Source organism: Burkholderia cenocepacia, from assembly GCF_014211915.1.
Lineage (GTDB): Bacteria > Pseudomonadota > Gammaproteobacteria > Burkholderiales > Burkholderiaceae > Burkholderia > Burkholderia orbicola.
This window is the reverse complement of record NZ_CP060039.1, coordinates 2,915,026-2,940,888: the sequence shown is the minus strand read 5'-3', so window position 1 is coordinate 2,940,888 and position 25,863 is coordinate 2,915,026. Positions and strand designations below refer to the sequence as shown.

The window sequence follows — 25,863 nt, the reverse complement described above, 5'->3', positions numbered from 1 at the left end:
ATTGCGATTCACCCATACCTGACCGACCTATGAAGCCGATCTGGATAGTAGACGACGACCAATCGATCCGCTGGGTGCTTGAAAAGGCACTCGCCCGGGACAGCTTCGCGACGAAGAGCTTCGCGAACGTGCGCGATGCGCTGGCCGCGCTCGACCACGAGACGCCGCAGGTGCTCGTGTCCGACATCCGGATGCCGGGCGGCTCGGGCCTCGAGTTGCTGCAGGCGATGCACGAGCGGCTGCCGGGCCTGCCCGTCATCATCATGACGGCGTTCTCCGATCTCGACAGCGCCGTCGCGGCGTTCCAGGGCGGCGCGTTCGAATACCTCGCGAAGCCGTTCGACGTCGACAAGGCGGTCGAGCTGATCCGCCGCGCGGTGGAAGAAAGCCTGCGCGGCGGCGCGCCGCAGGACGAGCGCGTGGCCGAGGCGCCCGAGATGCTCGGCCAGGCGCCGGCGATGCAGGACATGTTCCGCGCGATCGGCCGCTTGTCGCATTCGGCCGCGACCGTGCTGATCACCGGCGAGTCGGGCACCGGCAAGGAGCTCGTCGCGCGGGCGCTGCACCGTCACAGCCCGCGTGCGAACGGACCGTTCATCGCGCTGAACACGGCGGCGATTCCGAAGGATCTGCTGGAATCCGAACTGTTCGGCCACGAGCGCGGCGCGTTCACCGGCGCGCAGACGACGCGGCAGGGCCGCTTCGAGCAGGCCGAGAACGGCACGCTGTTCCTCGACGAAATCGGCGACATGCCGTTCGATCTGCAGACGCGCCTGTTGCGCGTGCTGTCGGACGGGCAGTTCTACCGCGTGGGCGGCCACAACCCGCTGCGCGCGAACGTGCGCGTGATCGCCGCGACGCACCAGAATCTCGAGTCGCGCGTGCGGCAGGGGCTGTTCCGCGAGGATCTTTATCACCGGCTCAACGTGATCCGGCTGCGTCTGCCGCCGCTGCGCGAACGCAGCGAGGACATCGCGCTGCTCACGCGTCACTTCCTGCAGAAGAGCGCGCGCGATCTCGGCGTCGAGCCGAAGCGCGTGTCCGACGACGCGCTCGCGTACCTGACGTCGCTGCCGTTTCCCGGCAACGTGCGGCAGCTCGAGAATCTCGCGAACTGGCTGACCGTGATGGCGCCCGCGCAGACGGTCGAGATCAAGGATCTGCCGCCCGACCTCGTGCCGGCCGGTGCGCCGGTCGTCGCGACGGGCGACGGCGCGGACGCGCACGGCAGCGGCGGTCACGCAGCGGCGCCTGCCGCGATCGGTGCAGCGCCGACGGCCGCGCCCGTCGCGAGCGCGGCGAACGGCAGCGCGCCGGCCGGCTACCCGTTGTGGGAGCACGGGCTGCGCACCGAAGTCGCGCGGCTGTTGCGCGAGAACTCGGCCGACGTGATGGACGAACTCGCACGCCGCTTCGAAGCCGCCGTGATCCGCGAGGCGCTCGACTTCACGCGCGGTCGCAAGGTCGAGGCCGCGGAGCGGCTCGGCATCGGCCGCAACACGATCACGCGCAAGATCCAGGAACTCCATCTGGAACCCTGAGCACGATTCGCGGCATGCGCGGGCCCGCGCATGCCGCGATCGGACATAATCGCGGTTTGCATGCAGCTTGCCATTCCGCGATCCTCAATGTCCGAATCCTTCCGCTGGCCCGCCGGGGCCGACCCGTTCCGTTTCCTCGAAGCACTCGACAGCAAGCGCGCCCGCACGTGGGTCGACGAGCAGAATGCGCGCACCCGCGCCGCGTTGCGCGACGACGATGCCTATCGCGCGCTGACCGCGCGTCTCGCGAAAGCGTATCTGCCGCGCGAACGCCCGGTGATTCCGACCCGCTGGCGCGACTGGGCGTACGACCTGTGGCAGGACGATCTCCATCCGAAGGGGCTGTGGCGCCGCACGCGCTGGGCCGACTGGCGGGCCGGCCAGCCGGCCTGGGAAACGCTGCTCGACATCGACGCGCTCGGCGCCGAAGAGGGCGAGTCGTGGGTGTTCGAGCAGGAGGCGATCCTGTATCCGGACGGCGATCGCGTGCTGCTGTCGCTGTCGCCCGGCGGCGCCGACGCGGTCGTCGTGCGCGAATTCGATCTCGTCGAGCGCCGTTTCGTCGACGACGGTTTCACGATCGACGCGCCGGGCCATCACACGGTCGGCTGGATCGACCGCGATACCGTGTACGTGAGCTGGGATCGCGGCGAAGCGCATGCGACCGCCGCCGGCTATCCGTATGAAGCGCGGCGCTGGGCGCGCGGCACGGCGCTTGCCGACGCGCCCGTCGTGTTCAGCGGCGAACCGGACGACATCAGCGCAGGAGCGTGGTACGACCCGATCGACCGCCGCCACGTCGCGTGGCGCAGCGTCGATTTCTTCGACGCACACGCGTACTGGTTGACCGACGCGGGCGAATGGGCGCGCTACGACGTGCCGACGCATGTCGAGGTCGGGTTCTGGGAGGGCTGGCTCGTGCTGGAGCCGCGCCTCGACTGGGATTGCGACGGCGTGCGCCACGCGGGCGGCTCGCTGCTCGCGATTCGCGAAGAGGCGTTCCTGGCCGGCGCGCGCGATTTCACGACGCTGTTCGCGCCGCGGCCGACGACGTCCGCCTGTACGTGGACGCATACGCGCACGACGCTGATCGCCAGCTGGCTCGACGACGTGCACAACCGCACGATGCTGTGGCAGCCGCGGCAGGCCGACGACGGGGCGTGGACGTGGGACGCGCGGCCGTTCGACTGGCCCGGCGACGCGCAGATCGACGTCGAGCCCGTCGAATCGACGCTGAACGACGAAGTGTACGTCGACGTCGACACCTATCTCGATCCGCCCGAATGCTGGCTGGCCGATCTGGCCGACCGCGCGGACGATGCACCGTCGCGCCGCGTGCTGCTCGACCGGCCGCCGGTGCAGTTCGACGCGGCCGGCCTCGTCGTGCGCCGCGCGAGCGCGCGTTCGCACGACGGCACGGTGGTGCCGTACACGCTGATCGGGCCGAGCGATGCGCTCGACGCACCGGAAGGCGAGACGCGCGTCGCGCGGCCGTGCCTGCTGTCGGGCTATGGCGGCTTTGCGATCCCGAACCTGCCGGGCTACAGCGATGCGTTCGGCATCGGCTGGCTCGAACGCGGCGGCGTGATGGCGTTCGCGCACATCCGCGGCGGCGGCGAGTTCGGACCGCGCTGGCATACCGACGCGCAGCGCGAACACCGTCAGCGTTCGTTCGACGATTTCATCGCGGTGGCCGAGGATCTGATTGCGACCGGCGTGACGAGCGCCGCGCAGTTGGGGATCGAGGGCGGCAGCAACGGCGGGCTGCTGGTCGCCGCGTGCATGATGCAGCGGCCGGAGCTGTTCGGCGCGGTGCTGTGCCGCGTGCCGCTGCTCGACATGCAGCGCTATCCGAAGCTGCACGCGGGCGCCGCATGGCTCGACGAATACGGCGATCCGGACGATCCGCGCGAAGGCGCGGCGCTGGCAGCGTATTCGCCCTATCACCGCGTGCGCGAAGGTGTCGTGTATCCGCCGTTGCTGCTGACGACGTCGACCCGCGACGACCGCGTGCATCCCGCGCATGCACGCAAGCTGGCCGCGCGCATGCAGGCGCTCGGTCACGAACGGGTGTGGTACTGGGAGAACACCGACGGCGGCCACGGCAGCGCCGACGATCTCGAACGCGCGGAAGCCGATGCGGCCGAATTCGGCTTCCTGTGGGCCCATCTCGGGCCGGCGCCCGCGCGGCGCTGATCGCGCGTGAACAGGCCCTGGGCGATCAGCCGACGATCGCGACGACGGGCGTGTGGTCGGACGGCTGTTCCCACGTGCGCGGCGTGCGATCGACCTCGCACGACGCGCAGGTTGCCGCGAGCGCCGGCGACAGCAGGATGTGGTCGATGCGCAGCCCCGCGTTGCGGCGGAACGCCATCATCCGGTAGTCCCACCACGTGAAGGTTTTCTCGGGCTGCTCGAAGCGGCGGAACGCATCGACGAAGCCGAGTTCGATCAGCTGCGCGAAGTGCGCGCGCTCCTGCGGCGACACGAGGTTCTGGCCTTCCCATTTCGCGGGATCGTGCACGTCGCGGTCTTCCGGCGCGATATTGTAGTCGCCGAGCAGCGCGAGCTTCGGGTAGCGCTGCAGCTCGGTGCGCAGCCATGCCTGCAGCGCGTCGAGCCACTGCATCTTGTAGACGAACTTGTCGGAGTCGAGCGCCTGGCCGTTCGGGAAGTAGGCGGACACGATGCGCACGCCGTCGACCGTCGCGGCGATCACGCGCTGCTGCGGGTCGTCGAAGCCGGGGATGTTGCGCACGACGTCCGATTCGTCGACGGCGAGCGTGTCGCGCACGAGGATCGCGACGCCGTTGTAGGTCTTCTGGCCCGTGAACCAGCTGCGGTAGCCGACCGCCTCGAGATCGGCGCGCGGGAATTTCTCGTCCGGCAGCTTCAGTTCCTGCAGGCACAGGACGTCGGTGCCGCTTTGCGCGAGCCAGTCGAGCACGTGCTGTTTGCGGACGTTGAGCGAGTTGACGTTCCAGGTGGCTATTTTCATGAACGGGAGGGGCGTGCGGCGTGAATTCGGAGGCCGTCATCTTACCGCGAGCATGGGGTGCGAACGCGGATGTCGTGCAGGGTCACGCATCGTCGCGCGAGGAAGGGAGGCAGAAATTGTGACAAAAGTATTGACGTGAGTATTTCCTCACCCTATAATTTATTTCTCTGACGCGGGGTGGAGCAGTCTGGCAGCTCGTCGGGCTCATAACCCGAAGGTCACAGGTTCAAATCCTGTCCCCGCAACCAAGCACACCAGACGATGTGCCGCGCAATTGACCGATGCGCACCTCGTCCACGAAAAACCCGGCTCCATGCCGGGTTTTTTGTTTTCCGCGTCCGCTTGTTATTTCGGCGCGCCCGGGCTCCCGGGCAGGAAGCCGTTCTCGAGCAGATAGGTCGTCGTGTTGACCAGCGTGGTCCGTGCGTTCGGCGTGCCCGAGAGCACCGCGCACTTGTCCTTGCCCGTATTCAGCCGGATCGACCGCTCGGTCGCCGGGTAGTCCACATCCTTCAGGTAGAAATGCGGCAGCGACGTCATGTAGCGCGCATACGGCACGCACGGCCGCTGCATCGGGTCCTTCGACGCGGCGTTGAACGGGAAGTACTCGTCGAACAGGTAAGCCGAGCTCGACAGGCCGCCCCAGTCCGCCGGCACCGCGATACTGCCGGTCGGCGTCGTGGCGCCGGTGGCGACGTCCGTGATGAAGCCGTCGACGGTCGAGCGCCCGTCGCTGCGATTGGCCTGCGTCACGGTGACCTGCAGCCGATAGGCGTGGCCGGTTTTCCACGGGTAGGCGATCGAGCACGACGTGCCGGAGCCGCCGTCGGCGCCGCCGCGGCAATTCGCCGACAGCGGCGCCGTGCCGGTGCCGAACGCGCTGAAGATCACCACGTTGGTGCTGCGGGTGCGCGGCTGGATGCCGGTGTAGATCGCGTGTCCGCCGTGTTGCGACGACAACTGGTTGGCCCAGTAGTAACTGGCGTTGACCTGGGTCGGCACGACTTCGGGCGTGATCTCCCACGTCATGCGATCGAAGCCGTCCCTGGGCGTCGTGGCGGCCGATGCGGTGATGCTGGGGTCCGCGTGCGCGTTGAGCGTGGCCGACACGGCGAGCAGCGCGCCGAGCACGGTGCTGAGTCTTTTCATGTTCCTGTTTCCGGTTGGTGGAAAAAAGAGACCGCGACGAGCAGCGTCGAGTGCGGTGCCGCTGCTCGCGTACCAATTTGCGGTCACTTTATTACCAAGGGATCAGCAGTCGCGCCGGCGCGTCCGCGTGAAGCGAGCCGCGTGATTCGTGGGTCGTTCGTGCCGGGCCGGTGTGATGGGCGAGAGCAGGGAGTCGGGCGCACGGCGACACGTACGCCGGGAGAGTGAATCCCGGTGCGCGGAACAATGCGGCGATGCCGTCCGACGACGGTTTTCTTTATGCGATGGCGCGCATCGTTCAGCGCGCCGCCCATTCGACGGCTGCTTTCGCATGCAGCGCGGTCGTATCGAATACCGGCAGCGGCGAGTCGTCCGCACCGATCAGCAGCGTGATTTCCGTGCAGCCGAGGATCACGGCCTGCGCGCCGCGCTGAGCCAGCCCATCGATGATCGACACATACGTGGAGCGCGATTCCTCCGAGATGACGCCGTGGCACAGCTCGTCGTAGATGATCCGGTGCACGTCGTCGCGCCCGCGTTCGTCCGGCACCAGCACGTCGAGCCCGAACTTCTCGCGCAGCCGCGCCGCATAGAACGGCAGTTCCATCGTGTAGCGCGTACCGAGCAGCGCGACGCGCTCGACGCCCGCGGCGCGCAGCGCGCTGCCGGTCGGATCGGCGATATGCAGGAACGGCAGCGTCACCGCGGCCTCGATCGCGTCGTGCACGCGATGCATCGTATTGGTCGTCAGGACGACGAGGTCGGCGCCGGCCGCTTCGAGCTGTCGCGCGGCGTCGGCCATCCGTTCGCCGAGCGCGGCCCAGTCGTGCGTGCGCTGCAGCGCTTCGATTTCGGCGAAGTCGACCGTGACCAGCACGCTCTTCGCGTTGTGATGGCCGCCGTGCAATGCCTTCGAGTGCCGGTTGATCATCCGGTAGTACTCGGCCGACGATTCCCAGCTCATGCCGCCGATCAGTCCGATCGTCTTCATCCGTCACCTTTGGATTTCGTGTGTCGCGGCAGACGAGTATAGGTGCCGCTGCCCGTGCCCGGCCGGTACGATCCGCACGAACCGGGCCGGTACGGCGCAGTCGGCGCCAGGCGGCCAGTTGCGGGAGGGCTGGCTGCGGCCGGCGAGCGACGGACGTATGCGGCAGTTGAAACCGGCACTGTGTTTTTGTACAGTATCGGCACCGTGAGCCCGACCACCATCCCGCCTGCCGATCTACCCACGCCGCTGCCCGGCGACGCGCCGCCGCGCACGCGCAAGATCATTCACTGCGATTGCGACTGCTTCTACGCGTCGGTCGAGATGCGCGACGACCCGTCGCTGCGCAACCGGCCGCTCGCGGTCGGCGGCCGCCCCGACCAGCGCGGCGTGATCGCGACCTGCAACTACGAGGCGCGGCGCTACGGCGTGCATTCGGCGATGTCGTCCGCGCTGGCGATGCGCAAGTGTCCGGACCTGCTGATCCTGCCGTCCGCGATGGACAAGTATCGCGCGGCGTCGCGGCAGATCATGGCGATCTATCGCGACTACACGCCGGACGTCGAGCCGCTGTCGCTCGACGAGGCGTACCTCGACGTCAGCGGGTCGGAACGTTGCCAGGGCAGTGCGACGCTGATTGCGCGCGAGATCCGCGAGCGGGTGCGCGATACGGTCGGCGTGACCGTGTCGGCGGGCGTCGCGCCGAACAAGTTCATCGCGAAGATCGCGTCCGACTGGAACAAGCCCGACGGGCTGTTCGTCGTGCGGCCGCACGAGATCGACGCGTTCGTCGCGGCGCTGCCGGTGCGCAAGCTGCACGGCGTCGGCAAGGTGACGGCCACGCGGCTCGACCGGCTCGGCATCCAGACCTGCGCGCAATTGCGCGACTGGCCGCTGATCGACCTGCACCGCGAGTTCGGCGCGTTCGGGCGGCGGCTGTACGAACTGTCGCGCGGGATCGACGAGCGGCCCGTGCAGGCCGACCAGGAGCGCAAGTCGGTCAGCGTCGAGACGACCTACGTGACCGACCTGACGACACTCGAACAATGCGCGGACGAAATCCGTCGCCTCGTCGTGCAACTCGACGCGCGGATCGATCGCGCGGGCGCCGCGCGGTCGATCCGCAAGCTGTACGTGAAGATCCGCTTCGCCGATTTCCAGCGCACGACGGTCGAGTGCGTGGCCGACGCGACGAATGCCGAGACGGCCGTCACGCTGCTCGCGAAGGGGTTGTTGCGGCGCGCGCAGCCGGTACGGCTGCTCGGCGTCGGCGTGCGCATCGACGAGGATACGGCCGAACGCCACGGGCAATTCCTGCTGTTCGACGACGAAGTGGGCGGCGACACGCCCGCGCCATGAAAAAAGGCACCGCCGAAGCGGTGCCTGTCGATGCAGCCGGCGTGGCCGGGCAGCCCATTCAGTGCGCGGACGCGGCCATCCCGTTGTGGCGCAGCAGCGCGTCGATCTGCGGCTCGCGGCCGCGGAACGCCTTGAACGATTCCATCGCCGGCCGGCTGCCGCCGACCTCGAGGATTTCGCGGCGATAGCGCGTGCCGGTTGCCGCGTCGAGCACGCTGCCGCTGGCGGCGGCCGCTTCCTCGAACGCCGCGTATGCATCGGCCGACAGCACTTCGGCCCACTTGTAGCTGTAGTAGCCGGCCGCATAGCCGCCCGCGAAGATGTGGCTGAACGTGTTCGGCCAGCGCGAGAACGCCGCCTGCGGGATCACGTGATAGCGCTCGTTGATCTCGCGCGCGAACGCGGTCACGCCGGTGGTGCCGGCCGGGTCGAAGTCGACGTGCAGCAGCATGTCGAACATCGAGAACACGATCTGGCGCAGCGTGCCGAGCCCGCTCTGGAAGTTCTTCGCGGCGATCATCTTGTCGAACAGCTCGCGCGGCAGCGATGCGCCCGTATCGACGTGCGACGACATCGACGACAGCACGTCCCATTCCCAGCAGAAATTCTCCATGAACTGCGACGGCAGTTCGACCGCATCCCATTCGACGCCGTTGATGCCCGACACGCCGAGCTCGTCGACGCGCGTGAGCATGTGATGCAGCCCGTGGCCGAATTCATGGAACAGCGTGATCACTTCGTCGTGCGTGAAGCATGCGGGCTTGCCGCCGACCGGCGCGGAGAAGTTGCAGGTGAGGTACGCGACGGGCGTTTGCACGTCGCTGCCGCGCTTCGCGCGCGAACGCGCATCATCCATCCAGGCGCCGCCGCGCTTGCCTTCGCGTGCGTACAGGTCGAGATAGAACTGCGCGACGAGCGAGCCGTCGCGGTTCTCGACGCGGAAGAAGCGCACGTCCTTGTGCCATACCGGCGCGTCGTCCGGCTTGATCTTCACGCCGAACAGCGTTTCGGTGACGGTGAACAGGCCCTTCAGCGCGGCCGGTTCCGGGAAGTACTGCTTGACCTCGTTTTCCGAGAACGCATAGCGCTGCTGGCGGAGCTTCTCGGCCGCGTATGCGACGTCCCACGGCGCGAGTTCGGCGAGGCCGAGCTCCTTCGCGGCGAACGTGCGCAGCTCGTCCCAGTCCTTGTCCGCGTGCGGGCGGGCGCGCGTCGCGAGATCCTCGAGGAATGCGATCACCTGCTGCGGCGATTCGGCCATCTTCGGCGCGAGCGACACTTCGGCGAAGTTGCGGTAGCCGAGCATCTGCGCCTCTTCGCGGCGCAGCTTCAGCGCGTCGACGACGATCGCCGTGTTGTCCCATTCGGCCTTGCCGTCGCCGTACTGCGGCCCGAGCTCCGACGCGCGCGTCGCATAGGCGCGGTAGAGCGTCTCGCGCAGCGCGCGGTTGTCCGCGTACTGCAGCACCGGGAAGTACGACGGGAAATGCAGCGTGAATTTCCAGCCTTCCTTGCCGTCCTTCTGCGCGGCTTCGCGAGCAGCCTCGATTGCGTCGCCGGGCAGGCCGGCCAGCTCGGCTTCGTCGGTGACGAAGTACGCGTACGCGTTGGTTGCATCGAGCACGTGATCGGAAAACGCCTTCGACAGCGCGGCCTGCTGTTCCTGCAGTTCCGCGAAGCGCGGCTTCTGGTCCTCGGGCAGCTCGGCGCCCGACAGGCGGAAGTCGCGCAGCGCGTTGTCGAGAATCTTCTTGCGCTCGGCGGACAACGTTGCGTATTCGGCGCTCGCGGCGATCGCCTTGTACTTTTCGTACAGCGCGAGATTCTGGCCGACGCTCGACCAGAACTCGGTCACGCGCGGCAGGTTTTCACCGTAGGCAGCGCGCAGTTCGGGCGTGTCGGCGACCGCATTCAGGTGGCCGACGATGCCCCAGGCGCGGCCGAGCGGCTCCGTGGCCTGCTCGACCGTCTCGACGACGGCGGCCCAGGTCGACGGCGTGTCGCTCGCGCTCGCCGCTTCGACCGCGCGGCTGGCGGCGTCGAGCAGCGTATCGAGCGCGGGCGTCACGTGTTCCGGGCGGATCTCGCCGAAACGGGGCAGGCCGGAGAAGTCGAGGAGGGGATTGGTGTTGGCGCTGGCGGACATTGAGACTCCCTGTCTGTTGCCGGATGAACCGGGGTGAAAAGGGTGAGGCGCGATGAAGCGGCGCCCGATACCGACATTATTGGGGCGCATCGTGCGCTTTCCAATCGTTAGTTTCTAATGACGCGATTGACGCAGGGTCGGATGTGGGCGCCCGGCCAGGGGCGGCCGGCGGCGGGCGAGCAGCGAGGTGCATCGGCGCGCCGGCCGGCGCGATGCAGCCGCGCGATTGCGGCTGGCGAGGCGCCGGCGCGCGGACCGCGCACCGGCTGGGCAAAGGCAGCTTCAGGCTGCGGCGGCAGCGGCGCGTTCGGCGGATTCGATCGTGTTGATCAGCAGCATCGTGATGGTCATCGGGCCGACGCCGCCCGGCACCGGCGTGATGTAGCCGGCGACTTCCTTCACGCCCGCGAAATCGACGTCGCCGCACAGCTTGCCCGCGTCGTCACGGTTCATGCCGACGTCGATCACCGTTGCGCCCGGCTTCACCATGTCGGCGGTCAGGATGTTGCGCTTGCCGACCGCGGCGACCACGATGTCGGCCTCGCGCGTATGCGCGGCGAGGTCGCGCGTCTTGCTGTGGCAAATCGTCACGGTCGCGCCGGCGTCGAGCAGCATCATCGCCATAGGCTTGCCGACGATGTTCGAGCGGCCGATCACGACCGCGTTCGCGCCCTGCAGCGCAATGCCGTGCGCTTCGAACATCTTCATCACGCCGTACGGCGTGCACGGGCGGAACAGCGGCTTGCCGGTCATCAGCGCGCCGGCGTTCGCGACGTGAAAGCCGTCGACGTCCTTTTCCGGCGCGATCGCCTCGATCACCTTGTGGCTGTCGATGTGCGCCGGCAGCGGCAGCTGGACGAGGATGCCGTGGATCTTCGGGTCGCGGTTCAGTTCGTCGATGCGTGCAAGCAGGTCGGCTTCGGACAGCGTGGCCGGGTACGCATCCTTCAGCGAGAAGAAGCCGTTGTCCTCGCACGCCTTGATCTTGTTGCGCACGTAAACTTCGCTCGCCGGGTTGGCGCCGACGAGGATCACCGCGAGACCGGGCTGGTGGCCGCGTGCGGTCAGCGCGGCGGCGCGTTCGGCGGCCTGGGCGCGCAAGGTCTTCGAAAGGGCGTTGCCGTCGATGAGGAGGGCTGTCATGGTGGTGGGTCCTGCCGGGAAGTTGGAATGCGGGCGTACGGCGCGCAAAGCGCCGTAGCAAAGCACGTAATTATACCGTTCGCCTGCTGCCGTCCGACAGCGAATCAACGGGAAGCGTCATGGCCGCGGCGCTCGCGCGCCGGGAGAAACGGCCGCCGCCGCGCGAGTGGGCCGCATCGCGCGGGGCGGCAAACACCGGTTCCGAGCCGGGCGGCCGGCGGTGGGCCGTGCCGCCGCGGCCGGAGAACCCGCTCAGGCCTGCTTCTTCGACAGCGCGAGGCGCAGCAGGTCGGCCACCGTGTTGACGTTGAGCTTTTCCATGATGTTCGCGCGGTGTGCCTCGACCGTCTTGATGCTGATGCCGAGGTCGTCGGCGATCTGCTTGTTCAGGCGGCCGGCGATGATCCGCTCGAGCACCTGCTGCTCGCGCGCGGTCAGCTTCGACAGGCGTTCGCTCGCGGCACGCTGCTCCTGCACGCTCTTGCTTTCGCTTCGGGCCTTGTCGAGCATCCGCTCGACGAGCTTGCGCAGCTCGGCTTCGTCGAACGGTTTCTCGATAAAGTCCATCGCACCCTTTTTCATCGTCGACACGGCCATCGGCACGTCTCCGTGACCGGTGACGAAGATGATCGGCAGCGCGGCATTGTCGGCGATCAGGCGTTCCTGCAATTCGAGGCCGCTCATGCCCGACATCCGCACGTCGAGGATCAGGCAGGCGATCTGGCCGGCCTGCTGCGCCGGCTGATAGGCATCGAGGAACTGCTCGGCGCTCGAGAAGCATTGCACGCGATAGCCGTTCGCCTCCAGCAGCCAGCGCAGCGAGTCCCGTACGGCCTCGTCGTCGTCGACGACAAAGACGGTTTCCTGAGTGGTGGTGACAGGGCTATTCATAGTTCTCCCGTAACGGTATGTGATGCCGATGCCTCGCGCCCCCCTTGGCCGAGATCAGCGGGTTCCCCAATGGGCAGGCTGCAGTGGAACGTCGCGCCGGAAATGCGGCCATCCGGCTCGACGTTGTTGACCACCCACAGACGCCCCCGATGCGATTCGATGATCGAACGGCAGATGTTCAGCCCCATGCCCATGCCATCGGACTTGGTGCTGTAAAACGGTTCGAACAGGCGCTCGGCGGTCGCTTCGTCGACGCCCGGGCCCTGGTCGATCACACGGATGTCGACGAAGCCCGCATCGATGTCGGCGACCACGCGGATCACGCCGTCCGCCGACGCCGGCTTCACGTCGGCCATCGCCTCGGCTGCGTTCTTCATCAGGTTCATCAGCACCTGTTCGATCAGCACGGGGTCGACATAAATAATAGGCATTCTTGCGAGGATTTCCGTGACGATCCGGATCCTGCGCTTTCTGGCCTCGATTTCGGCCAGCCCGACCGCGTCGGCGACGATGTCCGCGACCCGCGCCGGCTGGCGCTTCGGCTCGCTGCGCTTCACGAATTCGCGAATCCGCTTCACGATCATCCCGGCCCGCAGCGCCTGCTGCGCGGTCTTTTCCAGCGCGGGCTGCAGCGTCTCGGGCGTGCCGCGGCCGCTCTTCACGAGCGCGAGCGTGCCCGAGCAGTAGTTGTTGATCGCGGCGAGCGGCTGATTCAGTTCGTGAGCAATCGACGACGCCATTTCGCCCATCGTCATCAATCGGCTCGTGAACTGCAGTTTCTCTTCCTGCTGGTGCGCGAGCTCCTGCGCCTTCTTGCGGGTCGTGATGTCGGTCGCGATCTGCATCTGCGCGAGGTGGCCGTCCACCCACTGGATGTACTGGCGGCGCACCTCGAACCACTTCTGGATGCTCTCGACGTACACCTCCTGCGCATCGGCGGTGCTGCTCGTCAGCGCGGCGGCCGGCAGGCCCGCGAACGCATCGACCATGTCGATCGAGTCGGACGACGCCTGCGCGCGGTCGAAACCGCCGCCCGACAGCTCCAGATGGCCATCCGGGCGGATGCCGAACAGGTGGCGGTAGTAGCGGTTCGCGAACAGGAGCTCGGCTTCGTCGGCGGCCAGCACCGACACCGCGGCGTCGAGGCTTTCGAGCACCGTCGTGAAGCGTTCGTGCGCGGCCGCGAGTTCTTCGCGCGCGCGCTTCGGCTCGGTGATGTCGGTCATCGACGACATCCAGCCGGTCTGGCGGCCCGAACTGTCGATCAGCGGCGACACGTACAGGCGCGCGTGGAACAGCGTGCCGTTCTTGCGCCGCACGCGCAGCTCGAAGCCCGAGCTCGGCGCCTTGCCGCGCAGCGTCATGTCGAGCTGGCGCTGCATTTCCGGGTACGCGTCGCGCGGCCAGTACGGGAACGGCGCGACCTTGCCGACGAGATCGGTTTCGTCCCAGCCCGTCATCCGGCAGAACGCGGGGTTCACGTGCGTGATGCGGCCGTGCATGTCGAGCACGCGCATGCCGATCAGCACCGAGTTTTCCATCGCGCGGCGGAAGAACGCTTCCGCGTACAGCGCCTGCTGCGCCTCGAAGCGCTGGCGCGTGTGCTTCCACAGGCTCCAGAGGCTCCACAGCACGAAGCACGACAGGCCGGCGACGAGCCACACGAGCGTGTTGTTGGTCAGGTTGGTGAGCTGCGGGAACGCGTACACGCGCACCGTCAGCCCCTGGCCGGGCGGGTCGAGCGGAAGATCGTAGTGCGAGTCGCGCGGCAGGCGCGGGCGTGTCGACGTGGACGACAGTTCGCGGTTGTTCGAATCGGTGATGGAGATCTTGTACTTCGACGACAGTTCCTGCGGGATGTCGTGCTTCAGGATGCCCTCGACCGAGAACACCGCGGCGATCGAGCCGAGATATTCGCGGTCGCCGCGCATCACGGGCGTCTGCAACGTGATGAAGCCGTTGCCGAAGTCGTCGTAGATCAGCGGAGAATAGGCCTGGCGGCGCGTGCTGCGCGCCTCGTCGTACGCACCGCGCACGGCGTCCTGCATCTGCGCGTCGCCGGGCTTCGCGAGGCGCTGGCCGAGCAGCGGCGGATGCACGGTCGGCCAGCGCTGCACGCCGGGTGCCGTGTACCAGTTCAGGTAAAGGATTTCCGGATGCGTCTGCATCACGTCCGCGACGGCCATCTGGAATGCGTTCTGGTCGAGGCGGCCGGACGCGAGGTCGCGCGACAGCGCCTGCAACTGTTCCTGCGCGCCCGTCATCGACAGGCGGATCTGCTGCTGGGCCCACGCGACGTTGCGAAACAGGGTGTCTTCCTGCTGCTGCTGTTCGCGCCGGTTGAGGCTCCACAGGATGAGGCTCATCACCACGAGGAACACCAGGATCGACAGCAGCGGCGTCAGCAAATAGGAGTTGGACCACCACGGTCCGTGGTGCCAACGGGACGGCTGCGACTCCGCCGGCGGGCCCGGCGGTCGCGCCGAGCGTGCGAAAAGCCGATCGGTCAACATGGCAGGATTGTAGCGCAGCGCAATACATGGAAAACCGATACCGGATATGTTGAACGGAAACGGTTTTGTTCGGACGAGACGGGCCGCGGAGCCCCGAAGTATGGGTGCAGCGCAGCAATATTCCGCATTACGAGAAAAGATCTCACAATTCGAAAATTTTGTTGCGCAGGCCCGTCCACGCTCATTACAATCCGTCGGAGCTTGCCCGCAGCCGGCCGCGTCGCGTCGTCTGCACGAGAGCGATCCTCACATTCCAGGACCCAGGAGACGAGAATGTCCGCTGTACCGAACGAAGTGATGAAATATGTCGCCGCCGAACGTGACGACGACCCGCAAGAAACCGTCGAGTGGCTGGAGTCGCTCGATGGCGTGATCTCCTCCGTGGGCACCGGCCGTGCGCATTACCTGATCGAAAAGCAGATCGAATTCGCCCGCATGCACGGCGAACACCTGCCGTTCTCCGCCAATACCCCGTACATCAACACGATTCCGGTCGAAGCCCAGGCAAAGATTCCGGGCGACCAGGACATCGAGCACCGCATCCGTTCGTACACGCGCTGGAACGCGCTGGCGATGGTGCTGCGCGCAGGCAAGGACACGAACGTCGGCGGCCACATCGCGTCGTTCGCATCGGCGGCGACGCTCTATGACGTCGGCTACAACCACTTCTGGCACGCAGCGTCCGACCAGCACGGCGGCGATCTCGTGTTCGTGCAGGGCCACTCGTCGCCGGGCGTGTACTCGCGCGCGTTCCTGCTCGGCCGCCTGAAGGAAGAGCAGCTCGACAACTTCCGTCAGGAAGTCGACGGCAAGGGCATCTCGTCGTATCCGCACCCGTGGCTGATGCCGGACTTCTGGCAGTTCCCGACCGTGTCGATGGGGCTCGGCCCGATCATGGCGATCTACCAGGCACGCTTCATGAAGTACCTGGAATCGCGCGGCATCGCGAAGACGGAAGGCCGCAAGGTGTGGGCATTCCTCGGCGACGGCGAGACGGACGAGCCGGAATCGCTCGGCGCGATCGGCATGGCGAGCCGCGAGAAGCTCGACAACCTCGTGTTCGTGATCAACTGCAACCTGCAGCGTCTCGACGGCCCGGTGCGCGGCAACGGCAAGATCATCCAGGAACTCGAATCGGAATTCCGCGGCGCCGGCTGGAACGTGATCAAGGTCATCTGGGGCAGCCGCTGGGATGCGCTGTTCGCGCGCGACAAGTCGGGCGCGCTGATGCGCCGCATGATGGAGTGCGTCGACGGCGAATACCAGACGTACAAGTCGGAGTCGGGCGCGTACGTTCGCGAGCACTTCTTCAACACGCCTGAACTGAAGGCGCTCGTCGCCGACTGGTCGGACGACGACATCTGGGCGCTGAACCGCGGCGGTCACGATCCGCACAAGATCTACGCGGCATTCCACGAAGCCACGAACACGAAGGGCGCGCCGACCGTCATCCTCGCGAAGACCATCAAGGGCTACGGGATGGGCGAGTCGGGCCAGGCGATGAACATCACGCACCAGCAGAAGAAGCTGCCGGTCGAGCAACTGAAGAAGTTCCGTGACCAGTTCCGCCTGCCGATCACCGACGAGCAGATCGCCGACGTGCCGTACCTGAAGTTCGAGGAAGGCTCGAAGGAACTCGAATACATGCGCCAGAAGCGCATGGACCTCGGCGGCTACCTGCCGCACCGCCGCGAGAAGGCGACGTCGTTGCCGGTGCCGGCGCTCGACGCGTTCGAGCCGCTCCTGAAGGGCACGGGCGAAGGCCGCGAGATCTCGACGACGATGGCGTTCGTGCGGATCCTGAACATCCTGCTGAAGGACAAGGCGCTCGGCAAGCGCGTCGTGCCGATCGTCCCGGACGAATCGCGTACGTTCGGCATGGAAGGCCTGTTCCGCCAGATCGGTATCTGGAACCAGGAAGGCCAGAAGTACGTGCCGGAAGATTCCGACCAGCTGATGTTCTACAAGGAATCGCAGACCGGCCAGATCCTGCAGGAAGGCATCAACGAAGCGGGCGGCATGTGCGACTGGATCGCGGCGGCGACGTCGTATTCGACGCACGGCGAGATCATGGTGCCGTTCTACATCTTCTACTCGATGTTCGGCTTCCAGCGGATCGGCGACCTTGCCTGGGCCGCGGGCGACATGCGTTCGCGCGGCTTCCTGCTGGGCGGCACGGCGGGCCGTACGACGCTGAACGGCGAAGGCCTGCAGCACGAAGACGGTCACTCGCTGCTGTGGGCGGCATCGGTGCCGAACTGCGTGAGCTATGACCCGACGTTCGGCTACGAACTCGCGGTGATCATCCAGGACGGCCTGCGCCGCATGGTGCAGGACCAGGAAGACGTGTACTACTACATCACGGTGATGAACGAGAACTACGAGCACCCGGCGATTCCGCAGGGCGAGCACGTGGCGGCCGACATCATCAAGGGCATGTACGCGTTCAAGAAGGCCGACGCCGACAAGAAGGCACCGCGCGTCCAGCTGCTCGGCGCGGGCACGATCTTCAACGAAGTGATCGCCGCCGCCGACCTGCTGAAGAACGACTGGGGCGTCGCCGCCGACCTGTGGAGCGTGCCGAGCTTCACCGAACTCGCGCGCGAAGGCCATGAAATCGAGCGCTGGAACCTGCTCCATCCGACCGAGGAGCGTCGCCTGTCGCACGTGCAGAAGTGCCTGAAGGACACGCAGGGCCCGGTCATCGCATCGACCGACTACGTCCGTGCGCTGGTCGACCAGATCCGTGGCCAGATCGATCGCCGCTTCGTCGTGCTGGGCACCGACGGCTTCGGTCGTTCGGATACCCGCGAGAAGCTGCGTCACTTCTTCGAGGTCGACCGTCACTGGGTCACCGTCGCCGCGCTCAACGCGCTGGCCGACGAAGGCACGATCGAGCGCAAGGTGGTCGCGGACGCGATCGCCAAGTACAACCTCGATCCGTCCAAGCCCAACCCGATGACCGTTTAACGCACACGCCGTGTGATGCCGCGCGCCGCTCCCGCGAGGAGCGCGCGCGGCCATGGAGACAGAAACAGATGAGTCAAGCGATCGAAGTGAAGGTGCCGGATATCGGCGATTACAAGGACGTGCCGGTCATCGAGATCGGCGTGAAGGTGGGCGATACGGTCGAGCCCGAGCAGTCGCTCGTCACGCTCGAGTCGGACAAGGCGACGATGGACGTGCCGAGCCCGGTCGGCGGCGTCGTGAAGGAAATCAAGGTCAAGGTCGGCGATTCCGTGTCGGAAGGCTCGCTGATCATCCTGCTCGAAGGCGGCGCTGGCGCTCAGGCGAATGGCGCGGCCGCGCCGGCCGCGGCTCCGGCTCCGGCAGCAGCGCCGGCACCGGCTGCCGCAGCCCCCGCTGCCGCACCGGCGGCGTCCGGCGGCACGCTGGAAGTGAAGGTGCCCGACATCGGCGACTACAAGGACGTCCCGGTGATCGAGATCGGTGTGAAGGTCGGCGACACGGTCGAGAAGGAACAGTCGCTCGTCACGCTCGAATCGGACAAGGCGACGATGGACGTGCCGAGCCCGGCCGCCGGCGTCGTGAAGGACATCAAGGTCAAGGTGGGCGATTCGGTATCGGAAGGCACGCTGATCGTGCTGCTCGAAGCCGTCGGCGCACCGGCTGCCGCACCGCAGGCCAGCGCACCGGCTCCGGCCGCTGCCGCACCGGCACCCGCGCCTGCGAAGGCTGCGCCGGCACCGGCTGCCGCCGCCCCGGCCGCCGCGCCGTCGGGCGAATACCGCGCCAGCCACGCATCGCCGTCGGTCCGCAAGTTCGCACGCGAACTCGGCGTCGACGTCGCGCGTGTGCAGGGTTCCGGTCCGAAGGGCCGCATTACGAAGGAAGACGTCACCGGCTTCGTGAAGGGCGTGATGACCGGTCAGCGCGCGGCGCCGGCCGCGGCAGCCGCACCCGCAGGCGGCGGCGAGTTGAACCTGCTGCCGTGGCCGAAGGTCGACTTCTCGAAGTTCGGCCCGTTCGAAGCGAAGCCGCTGTCCCGCATCAAGAAAATCTCGGGCGCGAACCTGCATCGCAACTGGGTGATGATCCCGCACGTCACGAACAACGACGAAGCGGACATCACCGAACTCGAAGCGCTGCGCGTCCAGCTGAACAAGGAGCACGAAAAGGCGGGCGTGAAGTTCACGATGCTCGCGTTCGTGATCAAGGCAGTCGTCGCCGCGCTGAAGAAATTCCCGACCTTCAACGCGAGCCTCGACGGCGACAACCTCGTGTTCAAGCAGTACTTCCACGTCGGTTTCGCGGCCGATACGCCGAACGGCCTCGTCGTGCCGGTGATCCGCGATGCGGACAAGAAGGGCCTCGTCGACATCGCGAAGGAAATGAGCGACCTGTCGAAGGCTGCGCGCGAAGGCAAGCTGAAGCCGGACCAGATGCAAGGCGGCTGCTTCTCGATCTCGTCGCTCGGCGGGATCGGCGGGACGAACTTCACGCCGATCATCAACGCGCCGGAAGTGGCGATCCTCGGGTTGTCGCGCGGCCAGATGAAGCCGGTGTGGGACGGCAAGCAGTTCGTGCCGCGGCTCATGCTGCCGCTGTCGCTGTCGTATGACCATCGCGTCATCGATGGCGCGGAAGCCGCGCGGTTCAATGCGTATCTCGGAGCGTTGCTCGGGATTTCCGTCGCATCATTCTTTGATGAGCGTGGGAGTGGCTCGCGGGGCGTGGGGTCGATGTCTGTGATCCTCGCCCTGTCGTTGAACCTGTTGCGCTAACGGTCTATTAGCGTCGCCCCTGCGCGGGGCGGCGGTCACTTTTCTTTGTCTTCCAAAGAAAAGTAACCAAAAGAAAGGCGCGTCCTTGGGCGGACGGCAAAGGTGGTTCTGCCCAGGTTCACGTTCTTTTGTCAGGCCGTAGCCGTAGTTGGGTTCTCTCGCGGGTTCCTCCCCTCTGTCTGCAGTCAATCAAGAAGGGGACAGTCATGAGTCTCATCGAAGTCAAGGTTCCGGATATCGGCGATTTCAGTGGCGTCGATGTCATCGAAGTCAACGTCAAACCCGGCGACGTGATCGAAAAAGAGCAAACGCTCATCACGCTCGAATCCGACAAAGCCTCCATGGAAGTGCCCAGCGACGTCGCCGGCACCGTCAAGGAAGTCAAGGTCAAAGCCGGCGAGAAAGTCTCGCAAGGCACCGTCATCGCCATCGTCGAAGCTTCGGCAGGCGCAGCCGCGCCCGCACCCGCGAAAGCACCCGAAGCGCCGAAGCCCGCAGCCGCCGCACCGGCTCCGGCCGCCGCTGCGCCGGCGCCCGCGCCGCAAGCCGGCAGCTACAGCGGCGCCGCCGACATCGAGTGCGACATGCTCGTGCTCGGCGCCGGCCCCGGCGGCTACTCGGCCGCGTTCCGCGCCGCCGACCTCGGCATGAAGACCGTACTCGTCGAACGCTATTCGACGCTCGGCGGCGTGTGTCTGAACGTCGGTTGCATCCCGTCGAAGGCGCTGCTGCATACGTCGCTCGTCGTCGAGGAAGCCGCGGCGCTCGCGTCGCACGGCATCACGTTCGGCAAGCCGCAGGTCGATCTCGACAAGCTGCGCGACTTCAAGGGCGGCGTCGTCAAGAAACTGACGACGGGCCTCGCCGGCATGGCGAAGGCACGCAAGGTCGAAGTGGTGACCGGCGTCGGCGCGTTCGTCGATCCGTTCCACATGGAAGTGCAGGGCGAAAACGGCAAGAAGGTCGTCAAGTTCAAGCAGGCGATCATCGCCGCCGGCTCGCAGGCCGTGAAGCTGCCGTTCATGCCGGAAGACCCGCGCGTCGTCGATTCGACGGGCGCGCTCGAACTGCGCCAGTTGCCCAAGCGCATGCTGGTGATCGGCGGCGGCATCATCGGCCTCGAAATGGCCACGGTGTACTCGACGCTCGGCGCCGAGATCGACGTCGTCGAAATGATGGACGGCCTGATGATGGGTGCCGACCGCGATCTCGTGAAGGTCTGGGAAAAGTACAACGCGAAGCGCTTCGGCAACGTGATGCTGAAGACCAAGACGGTCGGCGCGGAAGCGAAGGAAGACGGCATCTACGTGAAGTTCGAGGGCGAGAAGGCGCCAGCGGAAGCGCAGCGCTACGACCTCGTGCTCGTCGCGGTGGGCCGCAGCCCGAACGGCAAGAAGATCGGTGCCGACAAGGCCGGCGTCGCGGTCACCGACCGCGGCTTCATCGACGTCGACAAGCAGATGCGCACGAACGTGCCGCACATCTTCGCGATCGGCGATATCGTCGGCCAGCCGATGCTCGCGCACAAGGCCGTGCATGAAGGCCACGTCGCAGCGGAAGCCGCGCATGGCGAGAAGGCGTACTTCGACGCGCTGCAGATCCCGTCGGTGGCCTACACCGATCCGGAAGTGGCGTGGGCCGGCAAGACCGAAGACCAGTGCAAGGCCGAAGGCATCAAGTACGGCAAGGCCGTATTCCCGTGGGCCGCTTCGGGCCGCGCGATCGCGAACGGCCGCGACGAAGGCTTTACGAAGCTGATCTTCGACGAGGAAACCCATCGCGTGATCGGCGGCGCGATCGTCGGCCTGAACGCGGGCGACCTGATCAGCGAAGTGTGCCTCGCGGTCGAGATGGGCGCGGACGCGGAAGACATCGGCAAGACGATCCATCCGCACCCGACGCTCGGCGAATCGGTCGGCATGGCCGCCGAGCTGTACGAAGGCGTCTGCACGGACCTGCCGCCGCAGCGCAAGAAGTAACGCGACCGGCACGGCCGGCCGAAGGGTCGGCCATGACAAAACGCCGCCGCCCCGGGGAATCCGGGCGGCGGCGTTTTCTTTTGCGTGGCGCGTGACAGGCTCGAATGTGGCGGGCAGTTGCCGCTCGCGCGCATTCCGGCGCCAGAAACGAAAAAGCCGCGCTGGGCGCGGCTCTTTCAGGAGCAGGGGACGCTTACGCGGCCGGCTTGCTCGAACGACGTGCGGCAGCGGCGGTGGCAGCCTTCGTTGCGACGGCAGCAGCGGCGTTGAAGTTCGTTTCAGCGATTTCCACTGCTTGCTTCGTGGCCTTCTGAACCGTTTCGTACGTGGTGTTCGCAGCGTTCAGCGCCGACTTCAGTGCGGCGACGGCCGTTTCCGAACCGGCCGGGGCGTTCTTCGCGACGTTGTCGACGAGCGCCTGGACCTTCTTGTTCTGCTCTTCGAATTGCGCTTCGGCGACCTTCGCGAACTCGGCTTGCGTCGACGATGCGATTTCGTACAGGTGACGACCGTACGACAGCACCTTTTCCGCGACCGGCTGCGACAGGCTCGCTTGCAGCGCGATCAGTTCCTGCGCGTCCTTCACCGACAGCAGGCGCTGCGCGTTTTCCTGGCTCTCGGTCAGCGTCGACTTCACGACCTGCAGGTTGAGTTCGATCAGCTTTTCGACGCCTTCGAATGCCTTGGTCGTCAGACCGAACAGGCTTTCGAGGTTGGCTTTCTGGGCGGCGGCGATTTGCTCGGGGTCAGCAAGGACATGTCAGGCTCCTGAAAAGCGATCGCGTCGATCGCAGAATAAAGGGCACTACGCTGGGGAACTTCGGCGCCGCGTGCTTTGTGCAACGCAGCAATGAGGCCTATTTTAGGGCAGAGAGCACGGATGTCAAGCACTTTTTGTGCGTTGCACAATCGCGACAAATTATCGATAAAACAACGAGTTATCGCGGTCGTTCGGAATCGGTTTCAGGCTTGTTCCCACATGGTGCGCACGGTGGCGGGGCAAACGCGCCGCACCATGATCATGCACAGGTAAACCTGACAGGCCCATGGAACGTTATCCTTCTGTTCCTGTCGAAAAACGCGCTGTTTCGATGCGCGTGCCGTGGCGACGTGCCGCCGCCTGTGGCACGCCGAGCACCGGATACGTACTTTCCCCGCTTTAAATCGCCTCCGAAGTGACGTTATCTCAATTAACCGTGCGGTAATCGGGAGACGGGCGCTGTCGGGCAGTGCATCTCATCGATTTTTTCGATGGGATCGGAAGGGTCGATTGGCCGGAGGTTGGCCGACTCTTACATTCCGGTTTAAAGACGATCGGTAAGTGCCTAATATTGCTCTTTTTTTCAGCTTTAACTACACTTGCGGAAACCTCCCGCCCGCTTTGTCCAGACCCCAATGAAAGCCGAATCGTTTTCACCGCGCAGATTGTTGCAGAGCATGACGCTCGGCACCGCTGTGTCGGTCGCAGTCGCGTTGCTGGCGACCACCGCGTTCGTCACGCCTGCCGACGCCTTCGCCGCCACTGCGAAGACCCAAGCCGCCAAGAAAAAGGCCGTTGCTCCTGCTTCGTCAGCGAAGAAGAAGTCGGCCAGGGCGACCACCGATAAATCCGCCAAGGTCGCCGCGGCCGATGCGCCGCGCGCGAAAGCGTCACGCAAGCGCGTGACGCTCGCGGCGAGCAACGTGCACGGCGGCCATCGCGGCGCGGTGCGCAAGGTCGCGTTCCAGCCGCGCCGTCCGACGGTCGGCCAGGCGTTCGGCCTGCACGACACGCCCGACGCGCTCGCGCTGCGCTCCAGCGTCGCGTACGTCGTCGACCAGAATTCCGGCGAGCCGCTGTTCGACAAGAACTCGCACGCGGTCGTGCCGATCGCGTCGATCTCGAAGCTGATGACGGCCATGGTCGTGCTCGACGCGAAGTCGCCGATGACCGACCAGCTCGAAGTCACCGACGAAGACCGCGACTACGAGAAGGGCACGGGCTCGCGCCTGTCGGTCGGCTCGGTGCTGTCGCGCGAGGACATGCTGCACATCGCGCTGATGGCATCGGAAAACCGTGCGGCGGCCGCGCTGTCGCGTTACTACCCGGGCGGCCGTCCGGCGTTCATCGCGGCGATGAACGCGAAGGCGAAGGCGCTCGGCATGACCGATACGCACTTCGAGAATTCGACCGGCCTGTCGAGCTCGAACGTGTCGAGCGCGCGCGACCTCGTGAAGATGGTCAATGCGGCGTACCAGTACCCGATGATCCGCCAGTTCTCGACCGATCGCACCTACGAGGTGTACACGGGCAAGCGCAACCTGGTCTACAACAGCACCAACGCGCTGATCCGCGGCAACGGCTCCTGGGACATCGGCCTGCAGAAGACGGGCTTCATCAACGAAGCGGGCGAATGCCTCGTGATGCAGGCGACGATCCATGGCCGGCCGATGGTGATGGTGCTGCTCGATTCGTTCGGCAAGTACTCGCGCTTCGCCGACGCCTCGCGCCTGCGCAACTGGCTCGATGCCGGCGGCGGCGAGCGTCTGACGGCGGCCAACACGCCGGCCGGCGGCACCTGATCGTGTGCGGCGGTTCGCCGCCGTACCGCACCGGTCGCTGCAACGAAAAAGCCCCGCAATCGCGGGGCTTTTTTTATCCGGCGAAACCGGAATCGGGGCCGACGGCGCGGCTCACGCCTGCCGCTGCAACCCGTCCACGTTCTTCTCGGGCGCCGGCCGGTAGCCGAGCGATTCCGAGATGGTGAGCGCCGTCCGGCTCAACTGGCCGAGCCACGCGTCCTGCAGGCGGTCGGCCGGCGCCGACAACGACAGGCCCGCGACGAGCTTGCCCGAATCGTCGTAGATGCCGGCCGCGATGCAGCGCACGCCGAGTTCGAGCTCCTCGTTGTCGCGCGCGCACGATTGCTGGCGGACGATCGTCAGCTCGCGCTCGAGCTTCGCGATATCGGTGATGCTGTTTTGCGTATGGCCGGACAGCCCGGTGCGCGTCGCATAGGCCCGCACCCGCGACGTTTCGTCGGCCGCGAGGAACAGCTTGCCGACCGACGTGAGGTGCAGCGGCGCGCGGCCGCCGATCGCGCGGACGACCTGCATTCCCGAGCGCTCCGAGTACGCGCGCTCGATATAGACGATCTCGTCGCCCTGGCGCACCGACAGGTTCACGGTCTGCCCGGTGAGACGGTGCAGCTCGCGCATCGGCATCAGCGCCGCGTCGCGCACCGACAGGCGTGCCTTCACGAGGTTGCCGAGCTCGAGCAGTCGCATGCCGAGGCGGTAGGTGCCGGGATCGGAGCGGTCGACGAGGCGGCAGGTCACCATGTCGTTGAGGATGCGGTGCGCGGTCGACGGGTGCAGCTCCGTGCGCTGCGCAAGTTCCTTCAGGCTGACAGGGTCACTGTGCGCGGCGAGCGCGTCCAGCAACCGCATCATGCGTTCGATCACCTGGATCGACGTTTTTGAATCCGGGGTGGGTTGGCTCATGTCGGGGGAGGAATCGGTTGACGCGTCAAGCGGTGTTGGAACGATTGTATCTCGTATCGTGAAAAAAGCGAACGCCGTTCGAGGAAGTCCTCGTTTCGCGTACCGCGGGCTTGCGCACGGGCCGGCGTTGGTCTTGCCAGCCAAACGTCGGATAATGAGAGCCGTTTTCTCGAAGGAGCACGTATGCGAGTCGGTTTGTTCGTGACCTGCCTGGTCGACCTGATGCGCCCCGAAATCGGCTTTTCGGCGCTCAAGCTGATTCGCGACGCCGGCTATGAAGTGATCGTGCCGCCCGCGCAGACCTGCTGCGGCCAGCCGGCCTACAACTCGGGCGACCGCGCGCTCGCGCGCGATCTCGCGGAAAAGACGCTGCGCGAGTTCGAGCAGTTCGATTACGTCGTCGCGCCGTCGGGTTCGTGCGGCGGGATGATCCGCGCGCACTACGGCGACCTGTTCCGCGACGATCCCGAACTGATGGGGCGTTACACGCGGTTCCAGCAGAAAGTCCACGAATTGACCGATTTTCTCGCGAACGTCGCGAAGGTGTCGCTCGCGCCGGGCGAATTCACCGGCCCGGTCACCTATCACGATTCGTGCTCGGGCCTGCGCGAGCTCGGCGTGAAGGCGCAGCCGCGTGCGCTGCTCGCGCAGCGCGGCGTCGCGGTGACCGAGATGAAGGACTGCGAGCACTGTTGCGGCTTCGGCGGCACGTTCTCGGTGAAATACGGCGACATCTCGGCGGCCATCGCGGACGAGAAATGCGCGAACGTGCGCGCGTCGGGCGCGGGTACCGTCGTGCTCGGCGATCTCGGCTGCATGCTGAACATCGAAGGGCGGTTGCGCCGCACCGGCGACCGCGACACGCGCGTGCTGCACGTCGCGCAGGTGCTGGCGGGCGACGTCTGACGCCCGGTTCCGCTCACTTTTC

At 66.3% G+C, this 25,863-nt stretch carries 16 protein-coding genes, 1 tRNA gene and 1 pseudogene; 9 read left to right on the top strand and 9 right to left on the bottom strand.

The window, feature by feature from the left end; genetic code table 11:
- Positions 1-29 precede the first annotated feature (29 nt).
- Positions 30-1,541, top strand: coding sequence for a nitrogen regulation protein NR(I) (gene ntrC / locus SY91_RS13935; protein ID WP_023477459.1), 1,512 nt, complete (start codon positions 30-32; stop codon positions 1,539-1,541).
- Between the two features lie 87 nt (positions 1,542-1,628).
- A complete protein-coding gene (locus SY91_RS13930) occupies positions 1,629-3,737 on the top strand; it encodes a prolyl oligopeptidase family serine peptidase (protein WP_023477458.1) in 2,109 nt (702 codons plus the stop codon).
- A 25-nt stretch (positions 3,738-3,762) separates the two neighbouring features.
- On the opposite strand, the gene xth is transcribed toward SY91_RS13930, so the two are convergent.
- The gene (gene xth, locus SY91_RS13925) at positions 3,763-4,539 is read right to left on the bottom strand and encodes an exodeoxyribonuclease III (RefSeq protein WP_006478369.1); all 777 of its coding nucleotides are present in this window, start codon (positions 4,537-4,539) and stop codon (positions 3,763-3,765) included.
- 171 nt (positions 4,540-4,710) lie between these two features.
- Here xth and SY91_RS13920 point away from each other — a divergent pair.
- Positions 4,711-4,787 (top strand) — tRNA-Met (locus SY91_RS13920).
- Positions 4,788-4,884: 97 nt separating this feature from the next.
- Here SY91_RS13920 and SY91_RS13915 read toward each other — a convergent pair.
- Together SY91_RS13915 and SY91_RS13910 are read right to left on the bottom strand one after the other, a co-directional pair.
- On the bottom strand, positions 4,885-5,688 hold the full coding sequence (locus SY91_RS13915) for a DUF3472 domain-containing protein (RefSeq protein WP_034174512.1): 804 nt from the start codon (positions 5,686-5,688) through the stop codon (positions 4,885-4,887).
- 298 nt (positions 5,689-5,986) lie between these two features.
- Positions 5,987-6,679: an aspartate/glutamate racemase family protein gene (locus tag SY91_RS13910; protein ID WP_006478371.1), complete on the bottom strand. Its 693-nt coding sequence runs from the start codon at positions 6,677-6,679 to the stop codon at positions 5,987-5,989.
- Between the two features lie 180 nt (positions 6,680-6,859).
- On the opposite strand from SY91_RS13910, the gene dinB reads away from it, so the two are divergent.
- Positions 6,860-8,035 (top strand): DNA polymerase IV, encoded by a 1,176-nt coding sequence (dinB, locus tag SY91_RS13905; RefSeq protein WP_034174513.1) that lies wholly within the window; start codon positions 6,860-6,862, stop codon positions 8,033-8,035.
- 58 nt (positions 8,036-8,093) lie between these two features.
- Here the strand turns inward: dinB and SY91_RS13900 are convergent, their stop codons facing one another.
- The 4 genes from SY91_RS13900 to fixL all read right to left on the bottom strand — a co-directional run bounded on the left by SY91_RS13900 (position 8,094) and on the right by fixL (position 14,728).
- On the bottom strand, positions 8,094-10,181 hold the full coding sequence (locus SY91_RS13900) for a M3 family metallopeptidase (RefSeq protein WP_023477456.1): 2,088 nt from the start codon (positions 10,179-10,181) through the stop codon (positions 8,094-8,096).
- Between the two features lie 282 nt (positions 10,182-10,463).
- The gene (gene folD, locus SY91_RS13895; RefSeq protein WP_023477455.1) at positions 10,464-11,324 is read right to left on the bottom strand and encodes a bifunctional methylenetetrahydrofolate dehydrogenase/methenyltetrahydrofolate cyclohydrolase FolD; all 861 of its coding nucleotides are present in this window, start codon (positions 11,322-11,324) and stop codon (positions 10,464-10,466) included.
- A 252-nt stretch (positions 11,325-11,576) separates the two neighbouring features.
- Positions 11,577-12,215, bottom strand: coding sequence for an oxygen response regulator transcription factor FixJ (gene fixJ, locus SY91_RS13890; RefSeq protein WP_006493245.1), 639 nt, complete (start codon positions 12,213-12,215; stop codon positions 11,577-11,579).
- Positions 12,212-14,728 (bottom strand): oxygen sensor histidine kinase FixL, encoded by a 2,517-nt coding sequence (gene fixL, locus SY91_RS13885; RefSeq protein WP_006478377.1) that lies wholly within the window; start codon positions 14,726-14,728, stop codon positions 12,212-12,214. Before fixL ends, fixJ begins: the two co-directional genes overlap by 4 nt.
- Positions 14,729-15,001: 273 nt before the next feature.
- Here fixL and aceE point away from each other — a divergent pair, with 273 nt between their 5' ends.
- The 3 genes and pseudogenes from aceE to lpdA all read left to right on the top strand — a co-directional run bounded on the left by aceE (position 15,002) and on the right by lpdA (position 21,452).
- Entirely contained in the window at positions 15,002-17,698 is a 2,697-nt protein-coding gene (gene aceE / locus SY91_RS13880) for a pyruvate dehydrogenase (acetyl-transferring), homodimeric type (protein ID WP_012328827.1), read from the top strand.
- A gap of 68 nt (positions 17,699-17,766) precedes the next feature.
- A pseudogene (aceF, locus tag SY91_RS13875) lies at positions 17,767-19,397 on the top strand (dihydrolipoyllysine-residue acetyltransferase).
- 282 nt (positions 19,398-19,679) lie between these two features.
- Entirely contained in the window at positions 19,680-21,452 is a 1,773-nt protein-coding gene (lpdA, locus tag SY91_RS13870) for a dihydrolipoyl dehydrogenase (protein WP_027805343.1), read from the top strand.
- Between the two features lie 193 nt (positions 21,453-21,645).
- Here the strand turns inward: lpdA and SY91_RS13865 are convergent, their stop codons facing one another.
- Complete coding sequence (locus SY91_RS13865; RefSeq protein WP_185921157.1) at positions 21,646-22,188, bottom strand: phasin family protein; 543 nt, start codon at positions 22,186-22,188, stop codon at positions 21,646-21,648.
- Positions 22,189-22,847: 659 nt separating this feature from the next.
- Between SY91_RS13865 and pbpG the strand changes: the two genes are divergently transcribed.
- Positions 22,848-24,014, top strand: a complete 1,167-nt coding sequence (pbpG, locus tag SY91_RS13860; RefSeq protein WP_124591788.1) for a D-alanyl-D-alanine endopeptidase — start codon at positions 22,848-22,850, stop codon at positions 24,012-24,014.
- A gap of 111 nt (positions 24,015-24,125) precedes the next feature.
- On the opposite strand, the gene SY91_RS13855 is transcribed toward pbpG, so the two are convergent.
- On the bottom strand, positions 24,126-24,935 hold the full coding sequence (locus SY91_RS13855) for an IclR family transcriptional regulator (RefSeq protein WP_185920959.1): 810 nt from the start codon (positions 24,933-24,935) through the stop codon (positions 24,126-24,128).
- Positions 24,936-25,118: 183 nt separating this feature from the next.
- Between SY91_RS13855 and SY91_RS13850 the strand changes: the two genes are divergently transcribed.
- Positions 25,119-25,841: a (Fe-S)-binding protein gene (locus tag SY91_RS13850; RefSeq protein ID WP_006478385.1), complete on the top strand. Its 723-nt coding sequence runs from the start codon at positions 25,119-25,121 to the stop codon at positions 25,839-25,841.
- The last annotated feature ends 22 nt before the right edge of the window (positions 25,842-25,863 follow it).

What these genes read in the sequence shown, in the direction of transcription:
- SY91_RS13900 (WP_023477456.1), bottom strand. Translation starts at nt 10,181, where the DNA reads ATGTCCGCCAGCGCCAACACCAATCCCCTCCTCGACTTCTCCGGCCTG.
- SY91_RS13855 (WP_185920959.1), bottom strand. Translation starts at nt 24,935, where the DNA reads ATGAGCCAACCCACCCCGGATTCAAAAACGTCGATCCAGGTGATCGAA.
- ntrC (WP_023477459.1), top strand. Translation starts at nt 30, where the DNA reads ATGAAGCCGATCTGGATAGTAGACGACGACCAATCGATCCGCTGGGTG.
- pbpG (WP_124591788.1), top strand. Translation starts at nt 22,848, where the DNA reads ATGAAAGCCGAATCGTTTTCACCGCGCAGATTGTTGCAGAGCATGACG.
- fixJ (WP_006493245.1), bottom strand. Translation starts at nt 12,215, where the DNA reads ATGAATAGCCCTGTCACCACCACTCAGGAAACCGTCTTTGTCGTCGAC.
- SY91_RS13915 (WP_034174512.1), bottom strand. Translation starts at nt 5,688, where the DNA reads ATGAAAAGACTCAGCACCGTGCTCGGCGCGCTGCTCGCCGTGTCGGCC.
- aceE (WP_012328827.1), top strand. Translation starts at nt 15,002, where the DNA reads ATGTCCGCTGTACCGAACGAAGTGATGAAATATGTCGCCGCCGAACGT.
- SY91_RS13910 (WP_006478371.1), bottom strand. Translation starts at nt 6,679, where the DNA reads ATGAAGACGATCGGACTGATCGGCGGCATGAGCTGGGAATCGTCGGCC.
- SY91_RS13930 (WP_023477458.1), top strand. Translation starts at nt 1,629, where the DNA reads ATGTCCGAATCCTTCCGCTGGCCCGCCGGGGCCGACCCGTTCCGTTTC.
- xth (WP_006478369.1), bottom strand. Translation starts at nt 4,539, where the DNA reads ATGAAAATAGCCACCTGGAACGTCAACTCGCTCAACGTCCGCAAACAG.
- fixL (WP_006478377.1), bottom strand. Translation starts at nt 14,728, where the DNA reads ATGTTGACCGATCGGCTTTTCGCACGCTCGGCGCGACCGCCGGGCCCG.
- lpdA (WP_027805343.1), top strand. Translation starts at nt 19,680, where the DNA reads ATGAGTCTCATCGAAGTCAAGGTTCCGGATATCGGCGATTTCAGTGGC.
- SY91_RS13850 (WP_006478385.1), top strand. Translation starts at nt 25,119, where the DNA reads ATGCGAGTCGGTTTGTTCGTGACCTGCCTGGTCGACCTGATGCGCCCC.
- folD (WP_023477455.1), bottom strand. Translation starts at nt 11,324, where the DNA reads ATGACAGCCCTCCTCATCGACGGCAACGCCCTTTCGAAGACCTTGCGC.